The sequence below is a fragment of the Fusobacterium sp. JB019 genome (genome assembly GCA_030673965.1).
Lineage (GTDB): Bacteria > Fusobacteriota > Fusobacteriia > Fusobacteriales > Fusobacteriaceae > Fusobacterium_B.
Genome location: JAUTCN010000007.1, coordinates 81946 through 108291, shown reverse-complemented (window position 1 = coordinate 108291; position 26346 = coordinate 81946). Strand labels below are relative to the sequence as shown.

23 protein-coding genes and 2 tRNA genes are annotated in these 26346 nt (G+C 25.8%); 10 read left to right on the top strand and 15 right to left on the bottom strand.

All coding sequences use genetic code 11. The features are described 5' to 3' along the window. Positions 1-13: 13 nt before the first annotated feature. The gene (locus Q7K47_06110; GenBank protein MDP0506794.1) at positions 14-2779 is read right to left on the bottom strand and encodes an insulinase family protein; all 2766 of its coding nucleotides are present in this window, start codon (positions 2777-2779) and stop codon (positions 14-16) included. 120 nt (positions 2780-2899) lie between these two features. On the opposite strand from Q7K47_06110, the gene Q7K47_06105 reads away from it, so the two are divergent. From Q7K47_06105 to Q7K47_06080, 6 genes are all read left to right on the top strand, one after another. Further along, positions 2900-4318, top strand: a complete 1419-nt coding sequence (locus Q7K47_06105; protein ID MDP0506793.1) for a putative glycoside hydrolase — start codon at positions 2900-2902, stop codon at positions 4316-4318. Positions 4319-4432: 114 nt separating this feature from the next. After that, positions 4433-5299, top strand: coding sequence for a tRNA pseudouridine(55) synthase TruB (gene truB / locus Q7K47_06100; protein ID MDP0506792.1), 867 nt, complete (start codon positions 4433-4435; stop codon positions 5297-5299). 25 nt (positions 5300-5324) lie between these two features. Next, entirely contained in the window at positions 5325-7133 is a 1809-nt protein-coding gene (gene typA / locus Q7K47_06095; GenBank protein ID MDP0506791.1) for a translational GTPase TypA, read from the top strand. A 177-nt stretch (positions 7134-7310) separates the two neighbouring features. Continuing rightward, positions 7311-7577, top strand: a complete 267-nt coding sequence (locus tag Q7K47_06090; GenBank protein MDP0506790.1) for an HPr family phosphocarrier protein — start codon at positions 7311-7313, stop codon at positions 7575-7577. 67 nt (positions 7578-7644) lie between these two features. Beyond that, positions 7645-9375 (top strand): phosphoenolpyruvate--protein phosphotransferase, encoded by a 1731-nt coding sequence (ptsP, locus tag Q7K47_06085; protein MDP0506789.1) that lies wholly within the window; start codon positions 7645-7647, stop codon positions 9373-9375. A 128-nt stretch (positions 9376-9503) separates the two neighbouring features. After that, positions 9504-11000 carry a cobyric acid synthase gene (locus Q7K47_06080; protein MDP0506788.1) on the top strand — a complete coding sequence of 499 codons (1497 nt, stop codon included), beginning with the start codon at positions 9504-9506 and terminating at the stop codon, positions 10998-11000. 57 nt (positions 11001-11057) lie between these two features. On the opposite strand, the gene Q7K47_06075 is transcribed toward Q7K47_06080, so the two are convergent. Next, on the bottom strand, positions 11058-11270 hold the full coding sequence (locus Q7K47_06075; protein MDP0506787.1) for a hypothetical protein: 213 nt from the start codon (positions 11268-11270) through the stop codon (positions 11058-11060). Between the two features lie 170 nt (positions 11271-11440). Between Q7K47_06075 and Q7K47_06070 the strand changes: the two genes are divergently transcribed. Together Q7K47_06070 and Q7K47_06065 are read left to right on the top strand one after the other, a co-directional pair. Beyond that, positions 11441-12133 carry a LexA family transcriptional regulator gene (locus tag Q7K47_06070; protein MDP0506786.1) on the top strand — a complete coding sequence of 231 codons (693 nt, stop codon included), beginning with the start codon at positions 11441-11443 and terminating at the stop codon, positions 12131-12133. Between the two features lie 71 nt (positions 12134-12204). Next, on the top strand, positions 12205-13152 hold the full coding sequence (locus Q7K47_06065) for an AEC family transporter (protein ID MDP0506785.1): 948 nt from the start codon (positions 12205-12207) through the stop codon (positions 13150-13152). Positions 13153-13196: 44 nt separating this feature from the next. Here the strand turns inward: Q7K47_06065 and pgeF are convergent, their stop codons facing one another. From pgeF to Q7K47_06040, 5 genes are all read right to left on the bottom strand, one after another. Next, on the bottom strand, positions 13197-13892 hold the full coding sequence (gene pgeF / locus Q7K47_06060) for a peptidoglycan editing factor PgeF (GenBank protein ID MDP0506784.1): 696 nt from the start codon (positions 13890-13892) through the stop codon (positions 13197-13199). Between the two features lie 15 nt (positions 13893-13907). After that, positions 13908-14921: a 3-deoxy-7-phosphoheptulonate synthase gene (gene aroF / locus Q7K47_06055; protein ID MDP0506783.1), complete on the bottom strand. Its 1014-nt coding sequence runs from the start codon at positions 14919-14921 to the stop codon at positions 13908-13910. A gap of 64 nt (positions 14922-14985) precedes the next feature. Further along, positions 14986-17751, bottom strand: a complete 2766-nt coding sequence (locus Q7K47_06050) for an ATP-dependent DNA helicase (GenBank protein ID MDP0506782.1) — start codon at positions 17749-17751, stop codon at positions 14986-14988. A 116-nt stretch (positions 17752-17867) separates the two neighbouring features. After that, positions 17868-18176: a thioredoxin gene (gene trxA / locus Q7K47_06045; protein MDP0506781.1), complete on the bottom strand. Its 309-nt coding sequence runs from the start codon at positions 18174-18176 to the stop codon at positions 17868-17870. A 72-nt stretch (positions 18177-18248) separates the two neighbouring features. Beyond that, positions 18249-18905 carry a Crp/Fnr family transcriptional regulator gene (locus tag Q7K47_06040; GenBank protein MDP0506780.1) on the bottom strand — a complete coding sequence of 219 codons (657 nt, stop codon included), beginning with the start codon at positions 18903-18905 and terminating at the stop codon, positions 18249-18251. Between the two features lie 128 nt (positions 18906-19033). Between Q7K47_06040 and Q7K47_06035 the strand changes: the two genes are divergently transcribed. Beyond that, positions 19034-19240, top strand: coding sequence for a 4Fe-4S binding protein (locus Q7K47_06035; protein ID MDP0506779.1), 207 nt, complete (start codon positions 19034-19036; stop codon positions 19238-19240). Beyond that, a complete protein-coding gene (locus tag Q7K47_06030) occupies positions 19230-19805 on the top strand; it encodes a 4Fe-4S binding protein (GenBank protein MDP0506778.1) in 576 nt (191 codons plus the stop codon). The genes Q7K47_06035 and Q7K47_06030 overlap by 11 nt, the downstream gene beginning before the upstream one ends. A gap of 67 nt (positions 19806-19872) precedes the next feature. Here the strand turns inward: Q7K47_06030 and Q7K47_06025 are convergent, their stop codons facing one another. The 8 genes from Q7K47_06025 to gluD form a co-directional block, all read right to left on the bottom strand. Further along, entirely contained in the window at positions 19873-20418 is a 546-nt protein-coding gene (locus Q7K47_06025; protein MDP0506777.1) for a permease, read from the bottom strand. Further along, entirely contained in the window at positions 20418-20894 is a 477-nt protein-coding gene (locus Q7K47_06020; protein MDP0506776.1) for a permease, read from the bottom strand. Before Q7K47_06020 ends, Q7K47_06025 begins: the two co-directional genes overlap by 1 nt. Before the next feature lie 123 nt (positions 20895-21017). After that, a tRNA-Lys gene (locus Q7K47_06015) sits at positions 21018-21093 on the bottom strand. A 3-nt stretch (positions 21094-21096) separates the two neighbouring features. Continuing rightward, positions 21097-21172, bottom strand: a tRNA-Gly gene (locus Q7K47_06010). Positions 21173-21245: 73 nt separating this feature from the next. After that, on the bottom strand, positions 21246-22259 hold the full coding sequence (gene galE / locus Q7K47_06005) for a UDP-glucose 4-epimerase GalE (protein ID MDP0506775.1): 1014 nt from the start codon (positions 22257-22259) through the stop codon (positions 21246-21248). Between the two features lie 116 nt (positions 22260-22375). Continuing rightward, positions 22376-23323, bottom strand: a complete 948-nt coding sequence (locus tag Q7K47_06000) for an alpha/beta fold hydrolase (protein ID MDP0506774.1) — start codon at positions 23321-23323, stop codon at positions 22376-22378. Between the two features lie 18 nt (positions 23324-23341). Then, positions 23342-24862: a YifB family Mg chelatase-like AAA ATPase gene (locus tag Q7K47_05995; GenBank protein MDP0506773.1), complete on the bottom strand. Its 1521-nt coding sequence runs from the start codon at positions 24860-24862 to the stop codon at positions 23342-23344. A 165-nt stretch (positions 24863-25027) separates the two neighbouring features. After that, on the bottom strand, positions 25028-26284 hold the full coding sequence (gene gluD, locus Q7K47_05990; GenBank protein MDP0506772.1) for an NAD-specific glutamate dehydrogenase: 1257 nt from the start codon (positions 26282-26284) through the stop codon (positions 25028-25030). Positions 26285-26346: the final 62 nt, after the last annotated feature.

Below are 26346 nucleotides of genomic sequence, written 5' to 3'. Positions count from 1 at the left end.
TTTTTACCTCCGTTTATTTCTTTACTTGTTTTGGTTTTAAAATAACTTTTATATAATTATTTGCATCTATAAATTCTTCTGCAAATTTTGATAATTTATTTTTTTCAACTATTTCATTATATTTTTCAGGAGTTATTTTTTTATAATCCTCTTTTTCTATTAGTTTATTTGTTAAAAAATTAACCCAATAATAATTTTCATTTTGATTATCTTCATAAATATTCTTATAATTTTCTTTAACACTCTTTAAAGTTTCTATATTAATTTTTCCTTCATTGATTTTTTTTATTTCTTCTAATATAGCATTTGTTACTTTTTCTTGCTTTTTAGGATCTGTTGAAAATTTAATTTCTAATAACCCTGGCTCATATTTATCCAATTCACTTCTAACTGATACCCCGTAAATTCCACCCATTTTTTCACGAATCTCTTCTATTAAATTTATTTTTAATATTTTAGATAAAGTATTTACTAAATATTTATTCTCTTGATTATATTTGACTTTAATAGGATAAAAAATGTTTACTTTTATTTTTTTATCTCTTCCTTTTATAACTTCATCTTCAATTTTCCCTACTGGATAAATTAGATTGTTTTTTTTATATTCTTTATTTATAGAACTATCAACTGGAAGTGATGCAAAATATTTTTTTAAAATATTTTGCAATTTTTCTTCCTCTAAAGATCCAACTATAATTAATTTATAATTATTAAAATTACTAAATTTATTTTTATAAACTTCAAGCATTTTGTTTTTTTCTATTTTCTCTAAATCTTTAATAGTTAATGCTCTTTTTCTAAAATTATTATTATATAAAATTTCTATAATTTTATCTTTAAAAACATCTTTTGAAGAATTTTTTCTATTCTGAATTAATTCTTTTAATCCTTTCATATTTATATTATATATCTGATTATCTATCTTAGGGTTTAATACTATATTTAAAAAATAATTTAATGACTCTTCTAAATCTTTTTTGGTTGAAATTATTTTTACTCCTTGAATATATTCATCTATAAAAGGAATAACTTTAAATTTTTTACCCTTCATATACATATTTAAATCTTTTGCTAATACATTTCCAGCACCTGAACCATTTATCATTGAGCTAGCCATCAAACTATTTAAATAATTTATATCACTCTCATTTGAATTTCCTTCTTCCTTAATCAATGAAATAATTATTTCATCTTTTTTAAAATCTGTTTTCTTATAAAAAGTATCTATACCATTAGATAATTTTAATTCTTCATATCCATTTTTTTTTACAATCGAATTAATTTTACCCTCTTTTAAATTCATAATATTTAATTTTATTTCTTTTATTTCTAAATTACTTTTTTCTATTTTTTCCTTTCTCAACTTTCCTATAAAATTTTTAAAATCATCTTTATTTTCAAAAACTTTATTCTCATTTTTAGGTAAATATAAAATATAAGCAGCTTTATCAATATAAATATCTTTTGCTAATTTTTTTATATATAAAGGATTTATTTCATTTACATATTTTAAATAAATTTCTAATGTTTCTTCTGGAGATAAGAACAAATCATTTTTTATAAAAATTCCATTTATATCTTTTATAATTTGTTTATTATGAATTGAATCTTTGTTTTTAACTATCATTTCTAAAGTATTTAGAATTTCTTTTTTTTCTAAATCTAATTCTTCTTTAGAAATTTCTTTTTCTCCTAAATATTTTAAATTTTCGTACACTGTTTTTATTCCCTTCTTTTCTTTCCCCTGTACTAGTGTCCCATAAACTGATTGTGTAGTATCTTTTATATAATTATTCCAAGAAAGACCTCCACTTAATAAGCTTTCATTTCCTAAATTAATTTCCATAATATATTTATTTTTTAAAATATTTTTCAATAATATCTTTCCTATAGAATCCTTAAAATATTTTTCATTATATATTAAATTTCTATCCTTTCTAGATATCATCTGGAACTCAGGAACTTTAATTTCTTCATCTCTAAAAATTATAAAATTATCTTCTAATTCTTTTAAAGAATATTTTCTAGGAATAATTTTTTCTTTTTTTTCTGCCTTTCCAAAATATTTAGTTATTGTTTTTTCCACATATTCTTCATTTAAATCTCCCACAACAACTATAGCCATATTTTCAGGGCGATACCATTTTTTATAGAAAGCTTCTAAATTTTCTTTTTTCGCATTCTTTATAATATCCATATCTCCTATAACTCTTCTTTTTTTATACATTGAATTTTCAAATATTGCTTTTTCATACACATTTTTATATAATCTTTCTGAAATTCCCTGACCTAGTCTCCATTCTTCTATTATTACTTGTTTCTCTAAATCTATGTCTTCTTGGGTTAAGGTAGCCTTGAAAGTCATTTCAAATAATATTTCTATTCCTTTTTCAAACTTTTTTTTGTTGTTTGTAGGTAATTTCAATTTATAAACAGTTTCGTTAAAACTAGTATGCGCATTTAAATCTCCTCCAAAACTAAGACCTATAGATTCAAAATATTTAATTATACTATTTTTTTTATAATTTTCAGTGCCATTAAAACACATATGCTCTAAAAAATGAGCTAACCCCAATTGATTTTCTTCTTCTTGCAAAGAACCTGCATTTACAATCACATTAACTGAAGCTCTATTTTTAGGCTTACTATTTTTATAAAAATAATAAGTCATACCATTATCTAATTTTTTTACTATTAATTTTTTTGAATTACTTGTATTTTTTGAAAAACAAGTAGCACTTAAAATTAGCGTCATAATAATAACTATCTTTTTTAACATCTTTTCTCCTTTTTATTATTTTTATGAGTTTCTACTTTATATTTTATCATAAAATCTCTATTAAAAATATTTATTTATGATATAATCTAAGAATATCATTTTATTTTACGGAGGGTTACTTTGAAAAAAAATTTTAAATTTTTGTTTGTTTTGTCTTTATTAGTTTTATTTTCTACATCTATATTTGGAAAAAAATACTATCTATATACCACTGGTTCTAATATTAATTTAGTGAATTCTCTAAATGATAAAAAATCAATTGGAAAAATTTCATCTAAAACTAGATTAGAAGTCTTAGGAGATAAAAAAGTTGAAATTATTAATACTAAAAAAATTATAAAAGATAATAAGGAAATTATAAAAAAAACTGTGACTACCGAATTATGGACAAAAGTTAAGTATAACCATAATTTAAAAACTAAAATTGGATGGGTTAAAACTAAATACTTAACTCCTAATTATACAAGTCTTCTTCCTGAAAACTGGAAAAATATAGAATATAAAGATTTTCCTGAAAAAGAAATTTATAAATCTAATAAAAAAATTGATGTAAAAGGAATTTATGTTAGTTTTAACTCTTTTGCATCTACGAGAAAGTTAGATTCTCTAATAAAATTAGCAAATGAAACTGAAATAAATGCTTTTGTTATTGATGTTAAAAATGATTTTGGACATTTATCATGGAAAATGAATGAATCTCTTCTAGAATATAATCCTTACGCTTTAGATCGTTATTATGTTAAAGATATCACTAAAGTTATGAAAAAACTAAAGGATAATAATATTTATACTATAGCTAGAATAGTTTCTTTTAAAGATCCTTCTTATGGAAAGGCACATCCTGAAAAAGTTATTAGAAAACGTAAAGATAATACTCCTTACACTAATAGTGATAAAATAGTTTGGATCTCTCCTTATGACGAAAATATGTGGAAATATAATGTAGCTGTAGCAAAAGAAGCTGCTAAAGTTGGATTTAATGAAATTCAATTTGATTATGTTAGATTCCCTGCATCTAATGGAGGAAGACTTGATAAAAAAGTCATTTATCCTAACAAAAAAAATGAAGGAAAACCTGTTACTATACAACGATATCTTAAATATTCTAAAACTGAGCTTTCTAAAATTGGAATTTATTTAAGTGCTGACATTTACGGACAAATAGGTACATTTAAAGATGATATGGGACTTGGACAATACTGGGAAGGAATGAGTGGATACACTGATTATCTTTCTCCTATGATGTACCCTAGCCATTATGCTAGATATTCTTATGGAGTTCAGATTCCTGATGCTAATCCTTATAAAATAATTTATCATTGTACATTAGACTCAATTAATAGAAACAACAATATTAATAATCCTGCTTATATAAGACCTTGGATTCAAGATTTTACTGCAAAATGGGTTAAAGGATACATTCCTTACGGACATAAGGAAGTTCAGTTGCAAGTTGATGCTTTAAAAGATTTGGGAATTAATCAATATCTTTTATGGAATCCTGCTAACAGATATCATCCCCCAAAAATAAAACATTAATAAAATAAACTACACATTAACTTAAAAATAGAGAATAAATTCTCTATTTTTATTTTATTATGCTTGATTTTATGGTATAATCATCTGTAACTTGAAAAATGGAGTTGATTTTTTTTGAATGGAATTATAAATATTAACAAACCTCAAGGAATTACATCCTTTGATGTTATCAGAAAACTTCGTAAAATATTATCTATTAGAAAGATAGGACATACTGGAACTTTAGATCCACTTGCTACAGGGGTTCTTATTGTATGCGTTGGAAAAGCTACTAAACTAGTACAAGATATTGAAAAGAAAGAAAAAGAATATATAGCTGAATTTGATTTAGGATATAAAACTGATACCTATGATACTGAAGGAAAAATCTTGAATAGGGTTGATGATTTTTCTATTACACAAGAACAATTAGAAAATGTTTTAAAAAATTATATTGGAGATATAAAACAAGTTCCTCCAATGTATTCTGCTATTAAAGTAAATGGGAAAAAACTTTATGAGCTTGCTCGTAAAGGAGAGACTATTGAAAGAAAAGCTAGAGACATTTCTATATTTTCTTTAGAACTATTAGAATTCGATGGAAAAAAAGTAAAAATTAAATGTGTTGTTTCCAAGGGAACTTATATTCGTTCTCTTATTTATGATATAGGAGAAGATTTAAAAACTTTTGCAACTATGACTTCTTTAGTTAGAACAAAAGTTGGAAAAGAAACTGTTGAAAATAGTTTTTCTTTGGAAAAAATTCAACAATTAAAAGAAAATAATGATTTTTCTTTTCTATATGATATAGAATCATATTTTGATTATCCTAATTTTTCTATTACAGGAGAAAAAAATAAAACATTATTTTTAAATGGAAATACTTTAGTTACCCCTAATTTAAAAAATGGGTTCTATAGAGTATATGACTCTGAAACAAATTATTTTTTGGGACTTGCCCATGTTGTTTCAGAAAGATTAAAAGCGTATAAATATTATTAATTAAATATTACAAGGAAGGAAATTTATGAAAATTAAAAACATTGCAATTATTGCCCATGTTGACCATGGTAAAACTACTCTTGTTGACTGTATGTTAAAACAAGCTGGAGTATTTGGAAGTCACGAGCTTGAAAAAGTTAACGAAAGAGTTATGGACTCTAATGACATTGAACGTGAAAGAGGAATTACAATCTTTTCTAAGAATGCCTCTGTAAAGTATAATGACTATAAAATAAATATAGTTGATACTCCAGGCCATGCTGATTTTGGTGGAGAAGTACAAAGAATTATGAAAATGGTTGATTCTGTTATTTTATTAGTTGATGCATTTGAAGGACCTATGCCTCAAACTAAATATGTTTTAAAGAAAGCTTTAGAACAAGGTCACAGACCAATTGTTGTAGTTAATAAAATAGACAAACCTAATGCTAGACCTGAAGAAGTTCTATATATGGTTTATGACTTATTTATTGAATTAAATGCTAATGACTACCAACTTGAATTCCCAGTTCTTTATGCATCTGGAAAAGGTGGATTTGCTAAAAATGAAGTAGAAGATGAAGAAGTAGACATGAAACCTCTATTTGAATCTATTTTAAAAAATGTTGATGATCCTGATGGAGATATTAACGCTCCTTTACAATTTTTAGTTACTAACATTGAGTATGATAACTATGTTGGACAATTAGCTGTTGGAAAAATTCACAACGGAAAAGTTAAAAGAAATCAAGAAATAATACTTATTAAAAGAGATGGAACTAAAGTTAAAGGAAAAGTTTCTGTAATTTATGGTTATGAAGGGCTTAAAAAAGTTGAAGTTGAAGAAGCTGTAGCTGGAGAAATTATTTCCATTGCTGGTCTTTCTAATCTTGATATAGGAGAAACTATTGCTGATGCTTTAAATCCTGTAGCTTTACCTCTTATTGATATAGATGAGCCTACTCTATCTATGACTTTTATGGTAAATAACTCTCCTTTCGCAGGAAAAGATGGTAAATATATAACTTCTAGAAATATTTGGGATAGACTTCAAAAAGAATTACAAAATAATGTAAGTATTAGAGTTGAGACTACTGATTCTCCTGATTCATTTATTGTAAAAGGTAGAGGAGAACTTCAATTATCTATTCTTTTAGAAAATATGAGAAGAGAAGGTTATGAAATTCAAGTTTCTAAGCCTAAAGTTATCTTTAAAGAAATTAATGGTAAAAAACATGAGCCAATAGAATTAGCTGTTATAGATATTGATGAAGCATTTACAGGAGTAGTTATTGAAAAATTAGGTTCTAGAAAAGGTGAACTTGTAAGTATGACTCCTGGACAAGATGGATATACTCGTTTAGAATTTAAAATTCCTGCAAGAGGAATTATTGGATATAGAAATGAATTTTTAACTGATACTAAAGGATCTGGAATAATGAATCATTCTTTCTATGACTTCGAACCATTCAAAGGACCTATTAATGGAAGAAAAAAAGGTGTATTAATTGCAACTGAATCTGGAACTTCTATTGCTTATGCATTAAATGCAATTCAAGAAAGAGGAGAATTATTTATTGCTCCTGGTGTAGAAATTTATGCTGGAATGGTTATTGGAGAACATAGTAAAGAAAATGATTTAGTTGTTAATGCATGTAAAACTAAAAAACTTACTAATACAAGAGCTGCTGGAAGTGATGATGCTGTTAAACTAGCTCCACCTAGAATTTTAAGCTTAGAACAAGCTTTAGATTATATCACTGACGACGAATATGTTGAAGTAACACCTAATTTTGTTAGACTAAGAAAAAAATATTTATCTATAAAAGAAAGAAGAGCAAACTTTAAAAAATAATTAAATCTGTGCTTTTTTTGAGCGTTCATCGGTGACTTTTAGTTCTTTCAAAATTATACTATTTTTATTTTATTGACAAACTTTTAAAAATAATATATGCTATTAGTACTGTTTAAAGAGATTTATTTATAAATATAATGGGTAATAATTTAATATTTTTTTAGGAAGGTGAAAAATATGGCATGTAGTAAAACTATTGAGATTACAAACGAAACTGGTCTTCATACTAGACCTGGAAATGAATTTGTTAGTTTGGCTAAAACTTTTGATTCAACTGTACAAATTGAAAATGAAACTGGGAAAAAAGTAAAAGGAACTTCTTTATTAAAACTTCTTTCTCTTGGTATTAAAAAAGGAACTAAAGTAACTGTTTATGCTGATGGTTCAGATGAACAAGAAGCTGTTGAAAAATTAGCTGAACTTCTTGCTAATTTAAAAGACTAATTTAAGTGAGAGGGGATTTGGGTTTCCCCTCTTTTTTTATTCTATTTCAAAGGACGGTATTTATAAAATGAGTAAACTTATAAAAGGAATTCCAGCTTCTCCTGGGGTTTCAATAGGAAAAATATTTTTATATCTTGAAAATGAGTTAGTTATCAATAAAAACTCTATTGAAGATATTGAAGCTGAAAAAGCAAAATTATTAAATGGAAGAAATACTTCTAAAGAACAATTACTTTTAATAAGAGAAAAAACTGCTAAAAAATTAGGTGAAGATAAAGCAGCAATATTTGACGGACATATTACATTATTAGAAGATGAGGATCTTTTTGATGAAGTTATTGAGTTAATTGAAGATGATAATATTTCTGCAGAAAATGCTTTAGAACAAGGAATTGAAGGTTATTGTGAAATGTTAAGCAACCTAGAAGATCCATATTTAAGAGAAAGAGCTGCAGATTTAAGAGATATTGGAAAAAGATGGTTATTTAATGTTACAGGAACTGAAATAATTGATTTATCTACTTTACCTAAGGATTCTGTAGTTATAACTAAAGACCTTACACCATCAGATACTGCTCAACTTGATTTAGATAACGTTATTGCTTTTGTTACTGAAATTGGAGGAAAAACAGCACATTCTTCTATAATGGCTAGATCTCTAGAATTACCTGCTGTTGTTGGTACTGGATCTATTTGTTCAGACTGTAAAGTAGGTACTCCTATTATTGTTGATGCTTTAGAAGGAATCGTTATAATTGACCCTACAGAAGATGAAACTAAAATATATACTGAAAAACAAAAAGAATTTTTAAAAGAAAAAGAACTTTTAAAACAATTAAAAGATAAGGATGCAATTTCTAAAGATGGAATTAAAGTTGGAGCTTGGGCTAATATAGGATCTCCTAAAGATGTACCTGGATTACTTAAAAATGGAGCTCAAGGAATTGGACTTTATAGAACTGAATTTTTATTTATGAATAATGATTCTTTCCCAACAGAAGAAGAACAATTTGAAGCATACAAAGAAGTTGCTTCTGCTTTAGAAGGAAAACCTGTAACTATTAGAACAATGGATATAGGTGGGGATAAAAATCTTTCTTATATGGAGCTTCCTAAAGAAGAAAATCCTTTCCTTGGATGGAGAGCTTTAAGAATTTGCCTTGATAGACCTGAAATTTTAAAAACTCAATTTAGAGCTTTACTAAGAGCTTCTGCTTTTGGATATATTAAAATTATGCTTCCTATGATTATCTCTCTTACTGAAGTTAGAAAATCTAGAGCACTTTTAGAAGAATGTAAAGAAGAATTAAGAAAGGAAGGAATAGCTTTTGATGAAAATATTCAACTTGGTATAATGGTAGAAACTCCTGCTGTTTGCTTAAGAGCGGCTTCTTTTGCTAAAGAATGTGATTTCTTCTCTATTGGAACTAATGATTTAACTCAATATACTCTTGCAGTTGATAGAGGAAATGAAAAAATTTCTGCTCTTTATAATTCTTATAACCCAGCTGTTTTACAAGCTATTAAATATGCTATTGAAGGAGCTCACTCTGGAAATATAAGTATTTCAATGTGTGGAGAATTTGCAGGGGATGAAAATGCTACAGCTATATTATTTGGTATGGGATTAGACTCATTCTCTATGTCTGCTATCTCTGTTCCTAGAATTAAGAAAAATATAATGTCACTTGATAAAAAATCTTGTGAAGAATTAGTTGATAGAGTTCTTGCTATGGCTACACCTGAAGAAATTTTAGAAGAAATTGGAAAATTCAATGAACTTCATTATGGAAAATAAAATTTAAAATATCTAAAAATAGGAGATGTTATCTCCTATTTTTTTATTTTTTTCAAATTATGTTTTATTTTTTATGAAATATATATTATAATAATATATAGAAAATAAGTATTAAGATGAGGTGTTTTATGCATAAAAAAATAATGTTACAAGGAACTGGATCCTCGGTGGGTAAATCTATTCTTACTGCTGGATTATGTAGAATTTTTTCTCAAGATGGATATAAAGTTGCTCCATTTAAATCTCAAAATATGGCTTTAAATTCATATGTTGATATTGACGGTTATGAAATGAGTAGAGCCCAAGTTGTACAAGCTGAAGCTGCTAATACAACTCCTAAAGCCTTTATGAATCCTATTCTTTTAAAACCAACTGGAGAAGATGATTGTTCTCAAGTTATTTTAGAAGGAAAACCTTTTAAAAATATGAATGCAGCAGAATATTATAAACATTATAAAAAATTTAGAGAAATAGCTATAACAAATTATTCTAAAATTCAACAAGAATATGAAATAGGAGTTTTAGAAGGTGCTGGTAGTCCAGCTGAAATTAATTTAAGAACAATGGATATTGCCAATATGGGAATTGCTTCTGCAGTAAAAGCTCCTGTTGTACTTATTGCTGATGTTGAAAGAGGAGGAGTTTTTGCATCTATTTATGGAACTATCATGCTTCTTAGAAAATCAGATAGAAAAAAAATAAAAGGCTATATTATAAATAAATTTAGAGGAGATATTTCTCTTCTTGAAAAAGGAATTAAAATGTTAGATGAGGTTTTAAAGAAAGAAAATATTTCTGTTCCTTGTTTAGGAGTTATTCCTTATTTTGATATTAATATAGAAGATGAAGATAGCTATATCTTTAATGCTAAAGAAAAAAAAGAAGTTAAAGATATTAATATCGCAGTTGTTCAATTTGGAAAATTATCTAATTCAACTGATTTTAATTCATTTTTAATGTATGATGATGTTAATTTAGTTTATGTAAGTAAGGCTGAAGATTTAAATGATGATTTTGATATGATTATATTACCTGGAAGCAAAAATGCTATTTATGATTACAGCATAATAAAAGAAAGGCAAATAACTAAAAAAATAACAAATCTTGCTGAAAAAGGAAAGGTTATTGTTGGGATTCATAGTGGATTTCAAATGTTAGGTAAAAGTATCAAGGACTTATCTCAAGTTGAAAGTAGTTACTTAAAAATTGAATGCCTTGGATTCTTTGATGTAAAAACTAAAATGGAAACTGATAAATACACCAAACAAGTATCTAGAACTCTATCTAATTGCACTGGAATTCTTGAGGGATTTGATGGACTAAAAGTTAGTGGATATGAACTTCATCAAGGAATTACAACTGGAGATAATTCTTCTTCTGTTGTTCCTGAAAAAGATTTTAGTATTCTTTGTAAAGGTAATATTATTGGAACTTACATTCATGGAATATTTGATTCTGCTAAGTTTACAAGAAAGTTGCTAAATAAAATAAGAATTAAAAAAGGACTTGAACCTATTTATGACTTTATGAGTCTTGAATCTTTTAAAGAAAAAGAATATAGAAGACTTGCTAGAGTTATGAGAAGTCATTTAGATATGGAAGCTATTTATAAAATTTTAAAATAATTAAGCACTTATAAATAAACAAAAGAAGTTATTTTTTAATAACTTCTTTTTTACTCTTTAATAACTTTCTTCTGCTCTTTTTTTCTCTTTTTTAAAAACTTCATCTAAATACTTTAAAGTATTATCTATATTCTCACTTTTTATAGTTATATTATTATCTTTATATTGAAAAGAAATATTAAAAATACCATTTTTTTCTGTAATATCGCAAACTAAAACTTTCGTTTCAAAAAATATATTCCACTTTCTATTTTTTATAAGTATTTTCATAATTTTTCCTCCATCCTAACAATGTTATCTATAAACAGATTTAACTTATCTATATCTATCTGTAAGTATTTTACAATTTTTATCTATTTTTGTCAATAGTTTTATATAAAACCTTGAAAAAAAGCTGCTTCTATAGTATAATTAACTATAATTATAGATAGGAGGTTAGTATGACTTTCGTTAAATTTTTAAAAGAAAAAAGACTTAAACTTGGTTTAAGTCAGAATAAATTTTCAAAACTTATAAATATAACTCAATCATATTTTAATTCAATAGAAAGAGGTGAAGTAAAAAATCCACCTAGTGAAGAAATATTAGAAAAAATTGCTGATGGTTTAAATCTTAGTAAACAAGATAAAAATTATTTATTTTATTTAGCTGCAATTGAAAGAACTCCTAAACTTATTATTAATATGATGGATGATCTTAAAAACAAATTAAATTCAAAGGAAAATAATCTAATATCTAGTTCTGAAAATTTTTCTTTCCATTCTATTCCGCTTTTTGAAAGAATATCTGCTGGCCCTGGAGCCTTTGGAAACGAAGAAATTGAAGATTATATTTTATTACCTGGTATCAATAATAACAATAATGATATATTTGCTGTTAATGTAGTTGGAGATTCTATGGAACCTACTATTAAGGATAATTCTGTTATTATTTGTAAAAAAAATATGGAAATTAAAAATGGAGAAATTGGTGCTTTTTTTATTGATGATCAGGCTTATGTAAAAAGATTAAAGATAACTCAAAACTATATTGCCTTAATTAGTGATAATCCAAATTATACACCTATTTATATTGGCCCTGGAGAAAATTTTCATGCTGTTGGTAAAGTAATAAAAGTTCTAAGTGATATATAATTAAATATTAATTGAATTATTTTATTATATAAGGTATAATAAAATCAATACTTTACTACAAGGATGGTTATATGGATAATATTTTAATGGCTTTAAATGTGGTTTTTCCCACATTTTTAATGATGTCAGTTGGTGTAATTATAAGAAAAGTTAAAATGGTAGATGAACCCTCTTTAACTGTTATGAATAGAGTTGTTTTTAGAGTTTTTATGTCATTATTGCTTTTTCTTAATATCTATAATATTGATATTAATGAACTTTTCAATCCAGCTAATCTTAAACTAATGGTACTTACTACATCTAGTATATTTGCTATGTTTATTTTAGCTTACTTAGTTTATAATCTTATGACAAAGGATAAGGATAAATTAGGAGTTTTAATACAGGCAACTTATCGAAGTAATCTAATATTGTTTGGTATTCCTTTAATATTATCTGTTTATGATGAATCTAAACTAGGAATAGTTTTACTTATTATTACCCCTGTAGTTCCATTACTAAATATAATGGGAGTTATTCTTCTTGAAACTTATCAAGCAAAAGAAAGAAGTTATAAAAAATTATTTATTTCTGTTTTAAAAAATCCACTTATAGTTGCTTTTATTTTAGGATTATTTTGTTTAATTCTTAAGATAACAATTCCTAAAATAGTTCTAAATACTATGGTTACAATGTCAAAAGTTGCAACTCCTTTAGCTTTTGTAGTCTTAGGAGCTACTTTGAAATTTGATAATATGATACACAATATAAAATTTATAGCCGTTACAAATTTTATGAAACTTGTTATCTTTCCTGTAATTACCTTGTCTATAGCCCTATATTTAGGATTTCGTAATGAATATATTGTTGCTCTTTTAGGAGTAACCGCTTCTCCAACATCTGTTACATCTTTTAACACAGTAAAAGAGATTGGTGGAGATAGTAAATTAGCTGCAGAAGTTGTTGCTTCCTCTTCTGTTGTATCTATTCTTACTTTATTTTTATGGGTATATTTTTTAAGAACTTATAACTTTATATAAATAAAATATAACCCCTTAGTAATCTAAAATTACTAAGGGGTTTTTTAATTAAAATAAATTACTGCATAATTTCTTTCTTTATTCTTATCTCTTCTAAATGAAAAAAAATCTCCTGTAAATGTACATTCATTTGAAACAATTATATTTTCTTTTAAAATTCCATTCTTTATAAAATTTAATTTATTAAACTCATAATTATCAAAATGTTTTTTCCCATTGTAATCTTTAAAAGATTTTTTTATAATTTCTCCTGAAAATTTATTTTTAAAATTTTCATAAAATTCTTCTCCAACTTCATATTGTTTACAAGAAATCCCTATTCCCAATCCAATTATAATATTTTTCTTAAGAGAATTATATTTTTCTTCCATTAATTTCAATGTTTTTAAACCTATTTCTTGAAAACTACCCTTCCATCCTGAATGAACCATCCCTATTACTTTTTCTTTTTTATCATAAAAGAATATAGGTAAACAATCTGCATGTTTTGTAACTAAAACTACATTATCTCTTTTTGTTATAAAACCATCTACCCCTTCAAAATAATTATTTTCTTCTAATATGGATATATCTTTAACAATATCCGTATGTTTTTGATAAGCACTTACTAAAATTTTATCTTTAGGTAATAATTCTTTTAATTTATTTTCTTTCAAAAAACTTTTAGTTGTAAAAAAAGCTGTTACATTATTTTTCTCAAATTCCTGAATTTTGAAATAACTTTTCTTTTTTATGAACATATTTCTCCTCTATTCTTAAATATTTTTTCTAAATTCAAAAGTTTTAAATATTTTTTTACATAAACTTTCAAACTGAACAAAATTTAATGTCTGTTCCTTATCAGATAAAGCCTCTTCAGGATTTTCATGTATCTCTATCATTCCTCCATTAACACCTGCCATAATTCCTGCTAATGTTACTGGCTCAACTAGTTCTTTAACACCTGTTCCATGGCTCGCATCTATTATTAATGGCAAATGAGAAATTCTTCTAATATAAGCAATCGCATTTATATCTACAGTATTTCTAGTCATTGTCTCAAAAGTTCTTATTCCTCTTTCACACAATATTATCTTTGAATTTCCATAAGCTACTAAGTATTCAGCAGCCATTAAAAATTCTTTTATAGTTGCACTCATTCCTCTTTTTAAAAGTATGGGCTTATCAATTTGTCCTAATTCCTTTAATAAAGAAAAATTTTGCATATTTCTTGTACCTACTTGTAGTATATCTGCATATTTACATATATTCTCTATGTTTTTAGTATCCATAACCTCTGTACACATAAGAAGCCCATATTTATCACAAGCTTCTCTCATATAAATAAGCCCCTCTTCTTCTAATCCTTGGAAATCATAAGGGGAAGTTCTAGGTTTAAATGCTCCACCTCTTAAAATTTTGCCTCCATTTTTTTTCACTTCTTCAGCTATTTTCATAATCATTTCTCTATTTTCTATAGAACAAGGACCTGCAAATAATGAAAATTTTGATCCTCCTATTTTTATTCCATTAATTTCTATAATTGTATCTTCTTTTTTAAAATCTCTGCTAGTAAATCTATATGGAACATCTATTACTTTAGCCTTTTCTATAATTTTATCTTTATCTAAATCTAATATTTTAAAATCTTTATCATTATTTCCAATAACAGCTATTTTTATTACCCCTAAATCTGTTACCTCTAATATTCCATAACCAGCTTCTTTTATTCTTTCTTTTAAAGTTTCTATTTCATTTCTAGAAACATTATCCCTAATTTCTAAATACATAATTTTCCTTTCTCTTACTTTATAATTATTGTTTATTATATCCTTTTTTTACTTTCTTGTAAACTTACAAATAACTTTTACAATAACCTCTAAAACTACAATATTTACATTCTTCCTTATCCATATATCCTGTTTGATATTCTTTATTTACAATACTGTTTGCTGTTATTTTAAAATTATTCATTGTTTTTAAAATAGCTTTTTCATTTAAATCAACCTCTATAACTTTTTTATTTTTTTCTTCATTTATATAAAATATTTTTCCTTTAATTATTTTTTTAGAATATTTTTTTTCTAATAAATAAGCATATACTTGAATCTGCTCTTTATATTCTTTTATTTCATTTTGAAATTTACCTGTTTTAAAATCTATTATTTCTAACTGCCCATTTTTTTCAACTACTAAATCTACTACTCCTTCTATTATATAATTCTCGCTTGCTAAAATAATCTTCTCTTCTACACCTTTTATACTCCCTAGATTATCAATATCATTTTCTAAGTAATCTATTATATTATATAGTCCTTCTTTTAAAATTTCTTTTTCTAATATTATATTGTATTTTTTATATAAAGATTTATAAAATTCCATATATTTATTTTTTAAATTTTTAATGTCCATCTTCTCGTTGTTTATTTTAATTTTATTTATTTCTTCTAAACATATATGCATTAATTCCCCGTAAATTAATTCTTTTGTCACTAATTCTGGAAATTTATATTTATTTATTAATTTATATAGTCTTGGACATCTATTATAAATATTTATATGCTTTGTAAAAGATAAATTTTCCTTTATATTTTTTTCTTTGTAATCATCTAAGCTTAATTTTGACAATTGAAATTCATCACTAGAAATATCTTTTAATCCATTATAAACTTTTTGAAATGCAAAATTTGGGACTGGAATTTTGGGATATTCTACACAAGTTAAAGCCAACAAATTTTGAGCTCTTGAAAAAGCAGTATAGTAAACTCTCCAAAAATCAAATTCTTTTATCCTTTCTTTAGGTTCAAATTCTTCCATTATTTCAAACTCTAATTTTTCTTGTTTTTCATTCATTATAAAACGTGGTCCTGATTCTAGTGAACCTACTATTACTATTGGAAATTCAAGACCTTTAGATTGATGAAATGTTAAAAAAGAAATCGAATTTTTAGGAGCATACTCTTTTATATCTTCATACTCAGAAATTCCGCTATTTTTTAAATATATTAAATGTTTTCCAAAGAAATAATGTATAACTTTTTCTATATTATTTTTATCTATTTTTTCTAATTCACATATTCTATCAAATTTATTCACCAGTTTGAAAAAAATTCCTATATTGTAAGTTTCTCTATTTTCCAATATATGATCTTTTTCTAAATCTAAATATTTTCTAAAACCTTTAAATCCAATAAAAGAATATAATATATTAAAAAAATTATTCATACTACAATCTAATATTTTACTTTCAGTTCTTAATTTTTTTATATACTCTCTTAATTCTATATCTATTTCCATTTCATTAATAACTTTATTATAACATTCTTTATAATAAGTATTTTTTATGTACATTTTACTTTGATAAAATATACATAAAAATAATCCTATACAAAATTTTATTTCTTCTCTATAAAAAAACATATTTGAACGAGGAGAATAAACATTTATTTCTTTACTTTCTAAATATTCCATTAATCTTAAAACCTTTTTATTTCTAACTGATCTAAATAAAAAAGCTATTTGATTATAATCTTGAATTTTATTAGTCGTTTTTAATTTTTTTATAAACTTATATATTTTTTCTTTCCATTCATTTTCAGATGTTTTAACTGAAATTTTTACAACACCTAAAGTTTTATTTTTAGATTCTTTTCCTGATACAAGTTCTTTACCATATCTCCACCCATCCCAATAAAGACTATCGTTCCATTTATTGCAAAACTCAACTATATCTTTATTTGATCTATAATTTATATTTAAATCTATTTTTTCACATATACCTTTTTCAAAATTTCTTTCAAACTTAAGAATATTTTTTACAGTAGCACCTCTAAATCTATATATACCTTGATCGTCATCTCCAACTACACAAATATTGTTTTTTTCTCCTGTAATTAGTAAAAATATTTTTTCTTGAATTAAATTAGTATCCTGATATTCATCAATCATTATATAATTAATTTTTTCTCTTATTTTTTTTAAAACTTCTAAATTTTCAATTAATATTCTATAACATTCCAGTTGAATATTTGAAAAATCCACAAGATTTTCTTTGAAAAGCATTTTTTTATATAACTCGTTTACTTTTTTTAAGTATTCTAATCTTTCATCTCCAATTTCTTTAGCTACATCTATTCCCTCTTCATTTATTCTATCTATCCATTTTTTTAATTCTATTGCTCTATCCCAATATTTAGCCTTTTCTAAAAATTTAAAAAATTCCAAACTACCATCCAAATTAAGAAAATATTTCATTTTTTTATAAATAAAAAATTTTTGTTCTAAGTCATCTAAAACTCTATAATTTCTTTTCAAATAAGAATATTCAATATTTTCATCTATAATTCTCAAACAAATAGAGTGAATTGTTCCTATATACATATCACTAATATCTTTATTTAGTGATATATTCATAGAAATTCTTGTTATTAATTCTCTAGAAGCTTTTTCTGTAAATGTAGCTAAAAGAATATTCTCTGCCTTTATATTTTTTTCATTTATTAAATAACTTACTCTTTCAACAAGAGTTCTTGTTTTTCCAGAACCTGGACCTGCTATTACTAAAAGAGGAACATCTATAGTTTTTATAACCTTTTTTTGATTTTCATTAAATTTATCCAAGTTAGATTCCTCCTTTATTAAAAATATATTAAATAAATATCTTATACCCTATATTTTATTATATTTTAGATAAAAATAAAAGAACAAATATAATTAAATATTTGTTCTTTTTATTTTTATTTTATCATTTCTTCTATTTCTTCCTTTGGTCTTACTCCTACTGTTCTTTTTTCTTCTTTTCCCTCTTTAACATAAACCAAAGTAGGAATACTCATCACTTGAAATTTTTGTGCTAATTCCATCTCTTCATCTATATCTATTTTACAAATTTTTACATCTATGTTTTTTTCTGATATTTCCTCTATAATTGGACCCAACATCCTACAAGGCATACACCAATTTGCCCAAAAATCTATTAACACAGGTGTTTTAGAATTTAAAACTTCTTTCTCATAATTATCTTTTGTTATTTTTAAAACTGCCATATGTACCTCCTATAAAATAATTTATAATTGATTATATTCCTTTTATTTTATTTTTTCAGTAACAATATCACATTATAACTTCATTAATTTTTGTAAATTTAATATTTTTATTTCTCCTCTAGACATTTCTATAATTCCATCTATTTGAAATTGCTTTAATAATCTTGTTATAACCTCTCTTGCAGTACCTAAATCTTTAGCTAGAGTATTATGAGTTATTTTTAAAATATCACTATCAAACATATTTCTATACTCATATAAAGAGGTTGCCAACCTTCTAGCCATGTTAGAAAAAACATATTGATTAAAAATCCACATGACATTTGAAAACTTTTCTGAAACAGCTTCTAATATAAACTCCTTAACTTTAGAATTTTCATCACTTATTTTTTTCATTATTCCTTTAGGAATAACATAAATTTCAGTATCCTCTTCAAATTCCATATTTGTCTCAAAATCTAAATTATTAAACATACAAGAAGCACTTAAAATAGAAATATCTTTTTTATGTAATCTAAATAAAGTTATTTCTCCCCCATTAGCTGAAGACATAAACACTCTTGCCCTTCCACTAAAAATAATATAAACTCCTGTACATTTATCTTTATTATGATATATTATTTCCCCTTTTTTATACCTTACCACTACTACTTTTTCTATTATTTGTTTTTTTTCATCATTTGATAAATTTCCCCAAAAATTTAAAGTTTCTTTTAGTATTTTTTCCATGAATTCTCCTCACTATGCTTTATCTAATAATTATAACATCGAATTTTTATTTTTTCAATTTTATGTAACTATGTCACTGAATTTTTATTTTTTTATGGTAAAATTTATATGTATAAAGGAGGCTAATTATGAATACTAAATTAAAAGCTTATATTCCAAAAGAAAAATGTGTAGCTTGTGGAAGTTGTATGGAAGCATGCCCTACTGAGTCTATTTCTATTTTCCATGGAAGTTATGCTATAGTTAATACTAAAAATTGTGTAGGATGTAAAAAATGTTATAAAGTCTGTCCTATTTCAATCATTGAATTTAAGGAGGAAAAAAATGAAAACTAAACATTGGTATGATTATCTTTGGATAATATCTATAATTTATTTCTCTCTTGGATTTTTTAATATACTTTTTGCCTGGCTTGGTCTTATTTTTTTCTTTGTTCCATTAGGAATTGCCCTATTTAAAGGAGAAAAGTATTATTGTAATTTTTATTGTGAACGAAGTAAATTGCTTAATTTAATCGGAGATAAGTTTAAACTTTCAAAATACAGGACTATGCCAAAATTCCTTAGAAGTAAAACCTTTAGATATCTTTTTTTAATATTTTTTATGGGAATGTTTATAAATATGATTTTTTTCACTTTTTTAGTTTTTAATGAAACTAAAGATTTTTCAAACTTTATCAAACTATTTTGGTCTTTTAAAATCCCTTGGAATCAAAATTATAATTTTAATTTATTTCCAAAGTGGGCTTATCAGTTTGCTCTAGGATTTTACAGCATGATGCTAACATCTACTCTAATTGGAATTATTATGAGTCTTTTATATAAACCTCGTTCTTGGTGTGGAATTTGTCCTATGGGAACTATGACTCAAGAGATTTGTAAAATAAAAAACAAATCATAACCTTGCTCTTAATTCTTAATATATATTGACTAAAAAGAAAAATCAGAAATTTTATTTCTGATTTTTCTTATATTTTTTTATCTATTTTTTTTAATAATCTTTCCTTTTCTTTATTAGCTAAAATTTTATTTAAAATAAAAGAAATCATAATTATTGATATCATACTACAGCCTAACCTAAGCAAAGCATATCTTCCACCTAAATTAGTTACTTCAAACAAAAGCATTGGTACTTTTGTTGTTGACCAAGCTCCTATAAATATAAATACATTGAAAAAACTTGCTCTTTTTTTCAATAAAACACCTGCTATTGGAAATGCTATATATAAAGGTCCCGCTGCTGAAGACCCCATAACAAAAGCTAAAATTAATCCTTTTAAACCTGAATTTTTCCCCATATATTTTATCATAACTTCTTTTTCCACCCAAACATCTAAAAGACCCAATAAAATAAAAACAGGAGGAATAACCTTTAACATTTCTAAAATATTACTTTCATTTATTTTCATAGATTTTAAGCCTAATTTAGGGTAATAAACCCCTAATATAATATTAATTATAATCATAATTATAAAGAATTTATATCTTTTTATAATCAACTTAATATTTTTCATTAAATCACCTTCCCAATAATTAATGCTATAAAAATAGAAGCAATAAAACAAGCTATATTTCTTATATAAGTAATTTTTTTTCCAAAATATTCTATCTCCATGGGTAATGTAACTATACCCACCATCATAAGAGTACTTAAAAACATAGTCATTTGAGTATATCCTGCTCCTACTTTTAATAAAGAAGCAATTAATGGCATTGCTACAAATCCTGGAATCAATGTTATTGAACCTATTATTCCTGATATTATAAACCCTATTATTCCTGATCTTTCTCCTATTAATGAAGATATCATATTCTTATCCATTACTGATAATACTATACCTATAAGTATTAATATTCCTAAAAATTGTGGCAATAAATTTTCAAATGATTTTAAAGCTTTTTTTATAGCCATTTTTGTTCTAATTTTGCTTTTAAAAAAAGAATAAGTAAGTCCAAAAATTGCCATTATATATAATATGAAGATAAACATTTTTCCTCCTTAATTAATTAAAATATGCTTTGATTATACCCTTTACATCGACAGGTGTCCAGGCGTTCCCCAATAAAAAAGCTGCTTATAAATAAGCAGCTTATAATGTTAAATATTTCGTTCTGGTGCACCATGCTGGATTCGAACCGGCGACCGTACGATTAAGAGTCGTATGCTCTACCAACTGAGCTAATGATGCAGTTGGAGCGGGAAACGAGGTTCGAACTCGCGACATTCAGCTTGGAAGGCTGACGCTCTACCAACTGAGCTATTCCCGCAGACAAGTTAAATTATAGCACTTGCCTATTACTTTGTCAATATTTTTTCCAATATAATTGAAATATTTTTTGACTAATCTTCATATCCATTTGGATTATTTTTTTGCCATCTCCAAGAATCTTCACACATTCTATCTAGATCAAATTTAGCTTCCCATCCTAACTCATTTTTTGCTTTAGTAGAATCAGCATAACACATTGCAATATCTCCAGCTCTTCTTCCTACTATTTTATAAGGAATTTCTTTTCCACAAGCTTTACCAAAGGCTTTTACCATATCCAGTACGCTATATCCTTTTCCTGTTCCAAGATTATAAGTAACTAATCCTGAATTAGTTCTAAGCTTTACCAAAGCTTTTAAATGTCCACTAGCTAAATCTTCAACATGAATATAATCTCTCACGCCAGTACCATCGTGAGTTGAATAATCATCTCCAAAAACACTTAATTTTTCTAATTTTCCAATTGCAACCTTAGTAATGTAAGGCATTAAATTATTAGGTATTCCATTAGGTTCTTCTCCTATTCTACCACTCTTATGAGCTCCTACGGGATTAAAATATCTAAGTATCCCTACATTTAAATTTTTATCTGTCTTACAAATATCCCTTAACATATTTTCTATCATTAATTTTGTAGTTCCATAAGGATTTGTAGTACTTAAAGGAAAATTTTCTAATATTGGACATGATTTTGGATCTCCATAAACAGTAGCTGAAGAACTAAATACAAAATTCTTTATATTATATTTTTTCATTATATTTAAAATTATTAATGTCGATATTAAATTATTTGTATAATAAGCTAAAGGTTTTTCAACTGATTCTCCTACAGCTTTAAATCCTGCAAAATGTATTATTGATTCTATTTCATTTTCTTTAAATATTTTTTCAAAATTTTCTTCATCTAAAATATTTACTTTATAAAATTTAGGTCTTTTTCCAGAGAGTTCCTCTATTCTGTCCACTACTTTTATAGAACTATTGCTTAAATCATCAACTACAATAACATCTTCTCCTGAATCTAAAAGTTGAATTACAGTATGACTCCCTATATATCCTGCACCACCAGTAACTAAAACTGCCATCTTCTACCTCCAACATTTTATTTTTTTATTAGTCTATATTATACATCAATTTATTACAATATACACTAATTTATTTTATATTTTTGTATAACTTATTTTTAAAATTTAATTATCCCCTACAAAATACTATTTACATATGAATATATTGCTTTTTCTAATACATAAGGATAATGATTTAATGAAGAAAAACCTACATGACCCCCATATTTAGGAGTTTCAAACAAAATATTTTTATTTTCCCTTGTTTCTTTATAAGGATAGCATTCTTTTCCCATTATAGGATCATCTAATGGAGTTAGTATATATGTAGGAATCTTTATATTCTTCAAAGTTTTAACAGTATTTGCTTTTTCATAATAATCCTTAACTCCTTTAAATCCAAAATATTTAGCTGTAAATTCTTCATCAAACTCTTCTAAATTTTTTGTTTTTAAAATAGCTTCTAAATTTATTTTTTTTCTATAATCAGGATTATTTTTATACTTTTCTTTGATTTTTATTTTTAATTTATTTAAAAACTTAAGTTTATATATTATATTTTCTTTCTTTTTTAATTTTTCACTTGTTGCAAAAAAATTGCATGGGGGAGAAACTGTAACTGCACAAATTAGATTTTTAGGGATATCTTTTTCACAACCTAAATACTTCAATATCAAATTAGCTCCTAAACTAAATCCCACTGTTACAATATTTTTATAATATTTTCCTTTTTTTTCAACAACTAATTTTAAATCATCTGTTAGAATAGAATTATATGAATATATCTTTTTATTTTCTTCTCCACTACATCCTCTATAATTTATAGCTAAAACATCCCATCCTTGCTGTGAAAAATATTTTGCGTTCGCTTTTATATATTTACTATTTGAACTTCCTTCTAATCCATGACATAAAATTACTAAATTATCACTTTTATTTTTTACCCAGTCAATATCAATAAAATCTCCATCATAAGTGTCAATTCTTTCTCTTTTATAATTAATATCAATTTTTCTGAAAACAGTTGGAAAACAGGTGTTTATATGCTTGTTTCTGAAGAAAAATTTAGGTTTATATTCTAACATTTCCACTCCTTTTTTATTTTACTTGTTATCGCTTATTCTGTAAGATAAAGCTTCTAAAATATGTTCTTTTTTTATTTCTTTACTATTATCTAAATCTGCAATTGTACGAGACACTTTTAAAACTCTATCGAATCCTCTTGCTGATAATTTTAAAACTTCTATTGCTTTTTTCATAATATTTTTATTTTCTTTATTTAAAAAGCAATATTTTTCTAAATCTTTGCTTAGCATATCTCCATTTAATTTATCACTTTTAAATCTTTTTTTCTGAATTTTTCTTGCAAGTAATACTCTTTTTCTTATATTCTTTGATCTTTCTCTTGGAATATTTTCTAACAGTTCATTTTCCGATAATCTTCTCATTTCTACTTTTAAATCAATTCTATCTATAAGAGGTCCTGATAATTTTTTTAAATATTTAGAAACTTCAGATGCACTACAAGTACAGCTACCATCTTGTTCAAAATAATTCCCACAATTACAAGGATTTGTAGCACTTAAAAATAAAAATTTACAGGGAAATTCTACTTTATAATTAGCCCTTGTTATGAATACTTTTTTTTCTTCCAATGGCTCTCTTAAATTCTCCAATATTTCTTTTTTAAACTCAACAAGTTCATCTAAAAATAAAACTCCTCTATTCGCTAAAGAAATTTCCCCCACTTTAGGAATTCTTCCTCCCCCAATCATAGCTACTCCACTACTTGTATGATGGGGAGATCTGAAAGGCCTATTATTAACTATAGGATTTTTTTCACTTAATTTTCCTGCAATGCTATAGATTTTAGTTATTTCTATTTTTTCTTCCTCTGTTAAAGGTGGTAATATTGTCATAATTCTTTTAGCCAACATTGTTTTCCCACATCCTGGAGTTCCTATCATAATTAAATTATGACCACCTGCTGCACAAATTTCTAATGCCCTCTTTGCAACCTCTTGACCCTTTACATCACTAAAATCTATATTAAATTTTTCTTGTATTTCTAAAGAGTTATTTTTTATTTTTTCTTCTTGAATTTGTTTATTATTTTCTAAAAAATATTGTACTTCTTTTAAATTTTTAACTACGATAACATTTATATTTTTTATTAAACTTCCTTCATCTTTATTTTCATATGGGATAACTATTCCTTTATATCCTAACTCTTTAGCTAATATAGCTCCACTTACAATTCCTTGCGTCCTTTTTAAATCACCATTTAATGATAATTCTCCCATAAAAATATAATTTTTTAAAAGTTCTTTCTTAAAAGTTATTAAATTCTGACAACACATGATTCCTATTGCTATTGGTAAATCAAAATGTGTCCCTATTTTTCTTTTTCCTGCTGGAGTTAAATTGATTATTATTTTATTATATTGCATTTTATAACCACTGTTTCTAATTGCTGCTCTTATTCTTTCCTTACTTTCTATAACTGCTGTATCTCCTAACCCAACTATATTAAAAGAAGGTAATCCTCTAGAAATATCCACCTCTACCTCAACCAAAAATGAATCTATACCAAAATAACTTGAACTTTTAACTTTCGTAATCACTTACTACGCCTCCCTTTCAACTTATCTCCAAACTAAATTATATATCTTAATTGATTTTTTTTCCATTATTATTTAATAAAAAAAAATTCCTTCAGAATTAACTGAAGGAATTAATTTATCCTTACATCACTATAAGTTTAATACTTTTCTGTATTAATACAGATCTTAGTACCATCCTCTAACTTTCATAGCTTCAGCAACTCTCTTAACTGAATGCATGTAAGCAGATTCTCTCATTGTAACATTATATTCTTCTTTGATTGCCCATAAAGCTTCAAATGCTCTAACCATAGCAACTTCTTCTTTTTCTTCAACTTCTGCTTCTTCCCAATAGTATCCGTATAAGTTTTGTACCCATTCGAAGTAAGAAACTGTAACTCCACCAGCATTAGTTAGGATATCAGGAGTAACTGTGATACCTTTTCTATTTAATACTTCGTCTCCAGCTTCAGTTATTGGTCCATTAGCTGCTTCACAAACTAATTTAGCTTTGATTAATTCAGCTTGAGCTGCATCTATTGCATTTTCAAGAGCTGCAGGTATTACGATATCAACATCGCTTGCCCAGAATTCTTCCATAGTTATTTTTTTAGAACCAGGGAATCCTACTAAAGTTCCATTTGCTGCTTTATAATCCATCATAGCTTGGAAATCTAATCCGTCTTCTTTATATATAGCGTAAGCTCCGTCTGCTTTAGACCACTCAGCTACTACTGCTACAGTTCCACCAAGTTTTTCAATGTTTTTAACAGTGTATGCTCCAACATTTCCGAATCCTTGAACTGCTAATTTAGCTTCTTTCATTTCGATTCCTAATTTTTTAGCTGCTTCTCTAGCTGTTACTGCAACACCAAATCCAGTAGCTTCGTTTCTTCCTTTTGATCCACCAAATTCTAATGGTTTACCAGTTAAAGTACCAATTGCAGATGTACCAGTTAATTTATTATATTCGTCTACCATCCAAGACATAATTTGTCCGTTAGTATTTACGTCTGGAGCTGGAACGTCAACTTTTTCTCCGATTAATTTATAGATTCCTTCGATATATCCTCTTGATAATCTTTCTAATTCTCCTTTAGATAATTCAGATGGATCTACGATTATTCCACCTTTACCTCCACCGTAAGGGATTCCTGTTACAGAACATTTGAATGTCATCCAAATAGATAATGCTTTAACTTCTTCTAATGAAACGTTTTGGTGGAATCTGATTCCTCCTTTAGTAGGACCAACTGCATCATTATGTTGAGATCTATATCCTTTGAATATTCTTATAGAACCGTCATCCATTTTAACTGGAATATTAACTTCGATTACTCTTCTTGGTTCCTTTAATAATTCATACACATTTGCTTCCATTCCTAACTTATCACAAGCTGTTTTTACTTGAGCTTGAGCCATTTCAAAAACATTTTTAGCCATTTCTAACCTCCATAAATTTTTTTTTGATTTTATACTTATATTATAAAAAACTTTTATTACAC

Excerpts from the sequence above, each read along its gene's own strand:
- Q7K47_06025 (MDP0506777.1), bottom strand. The coding sequence starts at position 20,418 with ATGAAAAATATTAAGTTGATTATAAAAAGATATAAATTCTTTATAATT.
- Q7K47_06000 (MDP0506774.1), bottom strand. The coding sequence starts at position 23,323 with ATGTTAGAATATAAACCTAAATTTTTCTTCAGAAACAAGCATATAAAC.
- Q7K47_06065 (MDP0506785.1), top strand. The coding sequence starts at position 12,205 with ATGGATAATATTTTAATGGCTTTAAATGTGGTTTTTCCCACATTTTTA.
- ptsP (MDP0506789.1), top strand. The coding sequence starts at position 7,645 with ATGAGTAAACTTATAAAAGGAATTCCAGCTTCTCCTGGGGTTTCAATA.
- aroF (MDP0506783.1), bottom strand. The coding sequence starts at position 14,921 with ATGTATTTAGAAATTAGGGATAATGTTTCTAGAAATGAAATAGAAACT.
- typA (MDP0506791.1), top strand. The coding sequence starts at position 5,325 with ATGAAAATTAAAAACATTGCAATTATTGCCCATGTTGACCATGGTAAA.
- Q7K47_06075 (MDP0506787.1), bottom strand. The coding sequence starts at position 11,270 with ATGAAAATACTTATAAAAAATAGAAAGTGGAATATATTTTTTGAAACG.
- gluD (MDP0506772.1), bottom strand. The coding sequence starts at position 26,284 with ATGGCTAAAAATGTTTTTGAAATGGCTCAAGCTCAAGTAAAAACAGCT.
- Q7K47_06110 (MDP0506794.1), bottom strand. The coding sequence starts at position 2,779 with ATGTTAAAAAAGATAGTTATTATTATGACGCTAATTTTAAGTGCTACT.
- Q7K47_06035 (MDP0506779.1), top strand. The coding sequence starts at position 19,034 with ATGAATACTAAATTAAAAGCTTATATTCCAAAAGAAAAATGTGTAGCT.
- trxA (MDP0506781.1), bottom strand. The coding sequence starts at position 18,176 with ATGGCAGTTTTAAAAATAACAAAAGATAATTATGAGAAAGAAGTTTTA.
- Q7K47_06040 (MDP0506780.1), bottom strand. The coding sequence starts at position 18,905 with ATGGAAAAAATACTAAAAGAAACTTTAAATTTTTGGGGAAATTTATCA.
- galE (MDP0506775.1), bottom strand. The coding sequence starts at position 22,259 with ATGGCAGTTTTAGTTACTGGTGGTGCAGGATATATAGGGAGTCATACT.
- pgeF (MDP0506784.1), bottom strand. The coding sequence starts at position 13,892 with ATGTTCATAAAAAAGAAAAGTTATTTCAAAATTCAGGAATTTGAGAAA.
- Q7K47_06020 (MDP0506776.1), bottom strand. The coding sequence starts at position 20,894 with ATGTTTATCTTCATATTATATATAATGGCAATTTTTGGACTTACTTAT.
- Q7K47_06090 (MDP0506790.1), top strand. The coding sequence starts at position 7,311 with ATGGCATGTAGTAAAACTATTGAGATTACAAACGAAACTGGTCTTCAT.
- Q7K47_06080 (MDP0506788.1), top strand. The coding sequence starts at position 9,504 with ATGCATAAAAAAATAATGTTACAAGGAACTGGATCCTCGGTGGGTAAA.
- Q7K47_06030 (MDP0506778.1), top strand. The coding sequence starts at position 19,230 with ATGAAAACTAAACATTGGTATGATTATCTTTGGATAATATCTATAATT.
- Q7K47_06070 (MDP0506786.1), top strand. The coding sequence starts at position 11,441 with ATGACTTTCGTTAAATTTTTAAAAGAAAAAAGACTTAAACTTGGTTTA.